This window comes from Glycomyces xiaoerkulensis, assembly GCF_002798405.1.
GTDB classification, from domain to species: domain Bacteria; phylum Actinomycetota; class Actinomycetes; order Mycobacteriales; family Micromonosporaceae; genus Glycomyces; species Glycomyces xiaoerkulensis.
Genome location: NZ_PGGV01000024.1, coordinates 1 through 6,413, shown reverse-complemented (window position 1 = coordinate 6,413; position 6,413 = coordinate 1). Strand labels below are relative to the sequence as shown.

Annotated in this window: 5 protein-coding genes; 3 read left to right on the top strand and 2 right to left on the bottom strand. The window is 67.4% G+C overall.

Annotated elements, in window-relative coordinates; all coding sequences use genetic code 11:
• Together CUT39_RS08450 and CUT39_RS08445 are read right to left on the bottom strand one after the other, a co-directional pair.
• Positions 1-1,385, bottom strand: a 1,385-nt coding sequence (locus CUT39_RS08450) for an endo-1,4-beta-xylanase (RefSeq protein ID WP_198586983.1), incomplete at its 3' end; no start/stop codon positions are given.
• Between the two features lie 29 nt (positions 1,386-1,414).
• Positions 1,415-3,208, bottom strand: coding sequence for an RICIN domain-containing protein (locus tag CUT39_RS08445; RefSeq protein ID WP_198586982.1), 1,794 nt, complete (start codon positions 3,206-3,208; stop codon positions 1,415-1,417).
• Positions 3,209-3,433: 225 nt separating this feature from the next.
• On the opposite strand from CUT39_RS08445, the gene CUT39_RS08440 reads away from it, so the two are divergent.
• The 3 genes from CUT39_RS08440 to CUT39_RS08430 form a co-directional block, all read left to right on the top strand.
• Positions 3,434-4,495, top strand: a complete 1,062-nt coding sequence (locus CUT39_RS08440; RefSeq protein ID WP_100445534.1) for a LacI family DNA-binding transcriptional regulator — start codon at positions 3,434-3,436, stop codon at positions 4,493-4,495.
• Between the two features lie 174 nt (positions 4,496-4,669).
• A complete protein-coding gene (locus tag CUT39_RS08435; RefSeq protein ID WP_157930556.1) occupies positions 4,670-4,936 on the top strand; it encodes a hypothetical protein in 267 nt (88 codons plus the stop codon).
• A gap of 286 nt (positions 4,937-5,222) precedes the next feature.
• Positions 5,223-6,413: non-reducing end alpha-L-arabinofuranosidase family hydrolase (locus CUT39_RS08430; protein WP_100445595.1), on the top strand; the 1,191-nt coding region annotated here is incomplete at its 3' end.

Genomic DNA, 6,413 nt, shown 5'->3' with positions numbered 1-6,413 from the left:
AGGGCGCCGTTGTCGGTCGAGGCGCCCGATACGTCCAGGCACAACCCGGACGCGGCACCGGTGATCGAGCCGTCCGAGTTCACATTCCACCGCTGGTTGTCCCCGCCGTGGCAGTCCCAGATGATCGCCGCCGTCCCGTCCGAAGTGCCGCCGCCCTCGGCGTCCAGGCACTTGCGCGAACCGCCGGAGTAGACCGACAACTCACCGGCATCGGTGTAGGTCCACTGCTGATTCGCGCCGTCCCAGCAGTCGTAGATCTGCACCTGCGTGCCGTTCTCGGTCGACTGGTCCGGCACATCCAGACACCGGCCCGACCCCGCACCGGTGACATGACCACCCGAACCCGACGGAGGCTCAGAGTCACCGTCGTTCAACGCGTCGAGCACGGCGTAGTACGCCTCCTTCTTCTGGTAGTTCCCGTCGAAGAGCAGCGGCGTCTCGTCACCGCGCCAGGAGTGCGCGTCGGTGATGCCCCAGGTGGTGATCCCGGTGCAGCGTGAGACCGCCATGCACGCCTCGGTCACCTGGCGGTACACGTTTGCCTGGGCGGCTCCGGAGCCGCCGACGTCGAGCTCGGTGATCTCCACGTCGACGCCGAGGTCGGCGAAGCGCTGCAGGTTCGCCTGGTAGGTACTCAAGTCGGAGTCGGAGCCGAGGTGCGACTGGAATCCGACGCAGTCGATCGGCACGCCGCGGGCCTTGAAGTCGGCGACCATGTCATAGATGCCGTCACTCTTGGGGTTGAGGCCGTCGGTGCTGAAGTCGTTGTAACAGAGTTTGGCGTTCGGGTCGGCGGCTCTGGCGGTGCGGAACGCCTCTTCGATCCAGCCGTCGCCGAGCTGCTGCTGGAGGTTCGACTGGCGACGGCTGCCGTCCCACTCGAAGGCTTCGTTGACCACGTCCCAGGACTCGATGTCTCCGGCCCAGTGCCCGGCGACACCGTTGATGTGGTTGATCATGGCCTGCCGCAGGTCGTTCCCGGTCAGTCCTTGGACCCAGCCGGGCTGCTGTGCGTGCCAGACCAATGTGTGGCCGCGGACCTCCATGCCGCGGGCCTGGGCGTAGGAGACGATCTGGTCGCCACCGCTGAAGTTGAACTGCCCCGGATTCGGCTCCGTGGCGTCCCACTTCATCACGTTCTCGGCGACCAGGCTGTTGAAGTCGCCGTCGAGCGCGGACGAGTAGGTCGAGTCGTTGAGGAGGTTCGGGACGACGGCGGCCCCGAAGTACCGGCCGCTCTCGGCCGCGGAGGCTCCGAGCGTCCCGGCGGCCTGGGCGGTCCCGGAGGACATCACGAGCCCGGTCGCAGCGGCCAGGGCTGCGGTCGTGGCGGCGGCGATGGCCGACCAGACGCGGCGCCGTCGCCTCGGTGAACTGTCGATCATTGCGAATCCTTTGCTTCTCGGGGGATGTGTCATCGAAGGGTCCATTGCTGGTTGGAGCCGCCGTTACAGGCCCAGAGGATCACTTGGGTGCCGTTGACGGTCCCGGCTCCCTCGGCATCCAGGCACAGTCCGGACTGGGCTGCTGTGATCGAGCCGTCGCTGCGCAGGTTCCATTGCTGGTTGGTCCCGCCGTGGCAGTCCCAGATGATCGCCGCCGTCCCGTCCGAAGTGCCGCCGCCCTCGGCGTCCAGGCACTTGCGCGAACCGCCGGAGTAGACCGACAGCTCACCGGCATCGGTGTACGACCACTGCTGATTCGCACCGCCGTGACAGTCCCAGAGCTGCAGCTGCGTCCCGTTCTCGGACGACTGGTCCGGCACATCCAGGCATTTGCCCGCGCCGGTCGCGAACACCTCTCCGGTCTCGTCGCCGGACTGACCGCCGGGTGTCAGGTAGACGGCATAGGCGTCGTTCGGCTGCTGGAAATTCAACGGCACGGTGACCGAGCCGCTGGAGACGCTCATGTCCTGTTCGAAGACCACTTGGGGTGCGGCCAGGGGCGCCTGTTCCGGCATCCTCCGGACGGTCACGTGGACGTTTCCTTCGGAGGCGAGCCAGGGCGCCGAAGCGAGCCCGTCGAACGTGACCGACGCCGAACCGGTGTAGCCGTCGATGTCGCCGACGATGGCGACGGCCCGCTCGTTGTCGGCGTCCTTGGCGGCGGAAATGGCGGTGCCGCCCACCTGCTCGGACGTGTCCACCAACGTGCCGGTCATGTCCGCGTAGGCGCGCATGGTCCACCACAGCCCGGTCGGCTGCCAGCCGCCGGAGGTCTCGGTCAGGATGCCGGTCAGGTTGGGCGTCAGGCAGCAGACCCAGTTGCCGCGCAGGGCGTTGGCATAGTCGGACTGGGCGAAACGGGCCAGGTACCAGGCCAGCACGTTGGTTTCCTGCATGTCGGCGGGCTGGTACTCGTTCGCCGACATCGGGAGCGGATCGATCCCGTTGGCGGCGAGGGCATCGAGCGTGGACTGCCCGACGGCGACCGGATCGTCGACCACGCCCAGGGTGTGGTTGGCGATCCAGTCGGGCAGGGTGCCGGCGGCCTTGGTGTGCGCCAGCCATGTCTGCCACTGCTGGGGCCGCCGCTCCGGGGTGTAGGCGAACGACGGTCCGAGGATGACCGCGTCGGGGTCGACGCGTCGGATCTCCCGGACCGCGGTGTCCCACATCTGAAAGTACTGCTCGCTGTTGACGCCTCGCGTCCAGAAGATGTCGATGTCGGGCTCGTTCCAGATGTCGTACGACATCGGCATCCCGGTGTCCTGGAGGGTCCCGACCACGGTGGCTACGAAGTCGGCCCAGTTCGAGCAGTCGCCGTTGTCGCACGGGTACATCGTGTCGGCGCCCTGGCCTCCGAACGCGCCGTATACGTCGCTCAGGATGACCTGGTACTGCGCCTCATAGGGCGGGGCGGTGAAGCGCTCAGCCTGGGCGACGATCGAATCGATGATCGTCTGGGTGGCAGAGCCGTACTGGTAGCCGTCCTCAATCCAGCCGCGCGTCATGTGCCCGCCGGCCCGGAAGGCGTTCATGCGGAGCGGTTCGAGGAGCTCGTCACTCGGCTGCGAGCCGTCTCCGGTGGCGCCGTACAGGAACCCCAGTCCGACGTCCTTCGACGGCCCCACTTCTGCGGCCAAGTCCACGTTGAGCGCCACTTGTGCCCGGCTCTCACCGGGAACCACGACCAGCGCCGACACGACCAGCGCCACGGCGGCACCGATCGTCATCGCGGCGCGGCCATGCCATGTTATCGTTCTCATGTTGCGCCTCTCCTTGAGAGATCGAGTATTCGGCAGACGGCGCAACCCGCGATGCCGGGGGCGCGAATCACGCACGAGTCCAAATTGCCGAACGAAAATTTCTTATCGTATGCAGAAATTTCCGTAATCGGGACTATAGATATGAATCGATGTCCCGTCAAGCGGTCCGCCGCTCCGGCTGCGACTGGGTGAAACGATCGGACGCCGAAGCGCTAGGATTCTCCAGTGTCTTCGGTTGATGAAAGCGCTTCCCCTGACGCCGAGCCTGACGGCGCACCGCTGACCATCGCGCAGATCGCCGACCATGCGGGGGTCTCGATCGCGACGGTCTCCAAGGTCGTGAACGGGCGCGACAACGTCGCCCCGGAGACCCGGGAACTGGTCGAGGACCTGATCCGCCGCTACGGCTACCGGCGCCGGAAGCGACCGGTGAAGGCCGCTCGACTGGTGGAGGTCGTCTTCCACGAGTTGCGGGGCCTGTACGGGATCGAGATCATCAACGGCGTCGAACAGGTGGCCCGGGACCACCGGCTCGGGGTGGTCGTCTCCGAGCTCGAGGGCCGCCACACTCCCGGACGAAGCTGGGTCGAGGACGTGCTGGCCCGCCGCCCCACCGGTGTGGTCGCGGTGTTCACCGAGCTCACCGCCGAGCAGCGCGAGCAGCTCCGCAGCCGCGACATACCCCTGGTGCTCCTCGATCCGGCCGGCGACCCCGATCCCGAGGCGGCGGCGGTCGGCGCCAACAACTGGAACGGCGGGCTGGCGGCCACCCGCCACCTGCTGGGGCTCGGCCACCGGCGCATCGCGGCCATCACCGGGCCCGAGCGGGTCCTGTCGGCCCGGGCCCGCCTCGACGGTTACCGGGCCGCCATGGACCTGGCCGGGGCCTCGGTCGACCCGGCGCTGGTGCGCATCGGCGACTACCAGATCGCCGACGGCCGGCACCACACCCGCGAGCTGCTGCGACTGAGCGACCCGCCGACCGCGATCGTCGCCGGCAACGACGGCGAGGCCCTCGGCGTGTACCAGGCCGCGGCCGAAGCCGGGCTGCGCATTCCCGAGGACCTGAGCGTGGTCGGCTACGACGACCTGCCGATGGCCGAGTGGAACATCCCCCCGCTCACCACCGTCCGCCAGCCGCTGCGGGAAATGGCGGCCGCCGCCACCGACATGCTCCTCGCCCTCGCCGGCGGCGAACCACTCCCCCGGCGGCGCCTCGAACTCGCCACCGAACTGATCGTGCGGGGCAGTACCGCCCCTCCCGACCCGGGCGGAACCGCGCAGTAGGCCGACGGCCCGGGGCGGCCGAATCCAACGGCCGGGGCGTTGGCTCGACTACCGCAAGTAAGCGTGAGGGATTGTCGACGATTGAGCTTTGTCGTTGTGGCTCAACGCTATGCAGATTCGGGTCGGTCTGTGCCGGCGGTGGTGCTTCGATCCACGGCCGGGTAACTTCTGATCATGGTGGGTGCGGTAGCGGATGTTGCAGCTGCTGAGGTGGTCTCGTGGCGGGATCGCTTGGGCGAGTGCTTCGGGCTGATCGCCGAAGCCAAGGAACAGTGCGGAATGGACCACTACCTGGTCCGAACCCGGACGTCCTGGCACCGGCACATCACCATGGCCATGTACGCCTATGCCTTCCTGCAGACCACGGCGGCCACGGACCCGAAAGGAGCGGCGGACGCGATCGCCTCAGCGCGCCGGTCATCCGGCATCCGCTGGGCCTGATCCTCCCCACCGTCCGCTCTCTTGCCGAAACACTCACCGCTGTCAACTGGCGGCGACGCTGCCGCGACAACGTCAAACAAGCTCACTACCAGCGCAAACACCGACTGCCATGAGAACCTGCGGTAGTCGAGTTCGTTGGACTACATCGACCTATTTACATGTCAGGCGGTCTCTGGCTATCCTGTGTCGGCGACTCCGTATTTTCGGCGGGGCCGTGGAAAATTTCGAAGGCCCGCGAGTTTGTGATCGGTAACAGCTCGCGCGGCCGCTGTCAGAAAGGCCAACGATGAAACCATCAACAACCCGAACTCGGATCGCCTTGCTGGCGACCGCGTTCACGGCCGCCCTCGTAGCGGCCACCCTCGCAGCCACGACCTCCCCGGCACACGCCGATCCCCTGCCCTCGACCTTCCAGTGGGAGTCGACCGGCCCACTGGTCGAGCCGCAGCAGACCGCGCCGGGACGGACTCTCGTATCGGTCAAGGACCCGACGGCGGTGCAGGTCGACGGCCAGCACCACGTGTACGCGACCACCGCCGACACCGACGGCAACTGGTCGCTTACCTACTTCGGCGGATTCACCGACTGGTCCCAGGCCGGGCAGGCCGAGCAGTACCACCTGTCCCAGACCGCCATCGGCGACGGCTACCGCGCCGCACCGCAGGTCTTCTACTTCGCCCCCGACGACCAGTGGTACCTGGTCTACCAGACCGGCCTGCCCTCCTTCTCCACCATCGACCACCCCGGGGCGCCCGAGACCGCCTCGCCGGCCCAGAACTTCATGTCCTCGCACGGGATCGCCGACGGCACCTCCGACTACATCGTCGACTACTGGATCACCTGCGACGACGTGAACTGCTACATGTTCTTCAACAACGACAACCAGCAGTTCTACCGGGCCCAGACGACGGTGGCGGAGTTCCCGAACGGCTTCGGCGGCGTCGAGCTGTTCATGGAGGCCCCGGACAACAGCCTGTTCGAGGCGACCAACGTCTACCGGATCGGCGACACCGGCGAGTACCTGCTGCTGATCGAGGCCATCGGCTCCGACGGCGCCCGCTACTTCCGGTCCTGGACCTCCGACCGGCTGGACGCGAACTTCGGCGAATGGACCCCACTGGCCGACACCGAGTCCAACCCGTTCGCCCGCGCGAGCAACGTCTCCTTCCCCGGCGGCCAGTGGACCGACGACATCAGCCACGGCGACATGGTCCGCACCGGCGGCGACCAGACCATGGAGATCGACCCGTGCAACATGCAGTACCTCTATCAGGGAAGGGACCCGAACTCCGGCGGCGACTACTCCCAACTGCCCTACCGCCTCGGGCTCATCACCCACACCAACCCCACCTCCGACTGCGGCGACGGCGGGCCGTCGGATCCGGAGCCGGGTTCGGGTGGTCATGTCACCGGTGCGGGGTCGGGCCGGTGTCTGGATGTGCCGGACCAGTCGACCGAGAACGGCACGCAGGTGCAG

Coding starts and splice junctions, on each gene's coding strand:
- CUT39_RS08435 (WP_157930556.1), top strand. CDS start 4,670: ATGGTGGGTGCGGTAGCGGATGTTGCAGCTGCTGAGGTGGTCTCGTGG.
- CUT39_RS08445 (WP_198586982.1), bottom strand. CDS start 3,208: ATGAGAACGATAACATGGCATGGCCGCGCCGCGATGACGATCGGTGCC.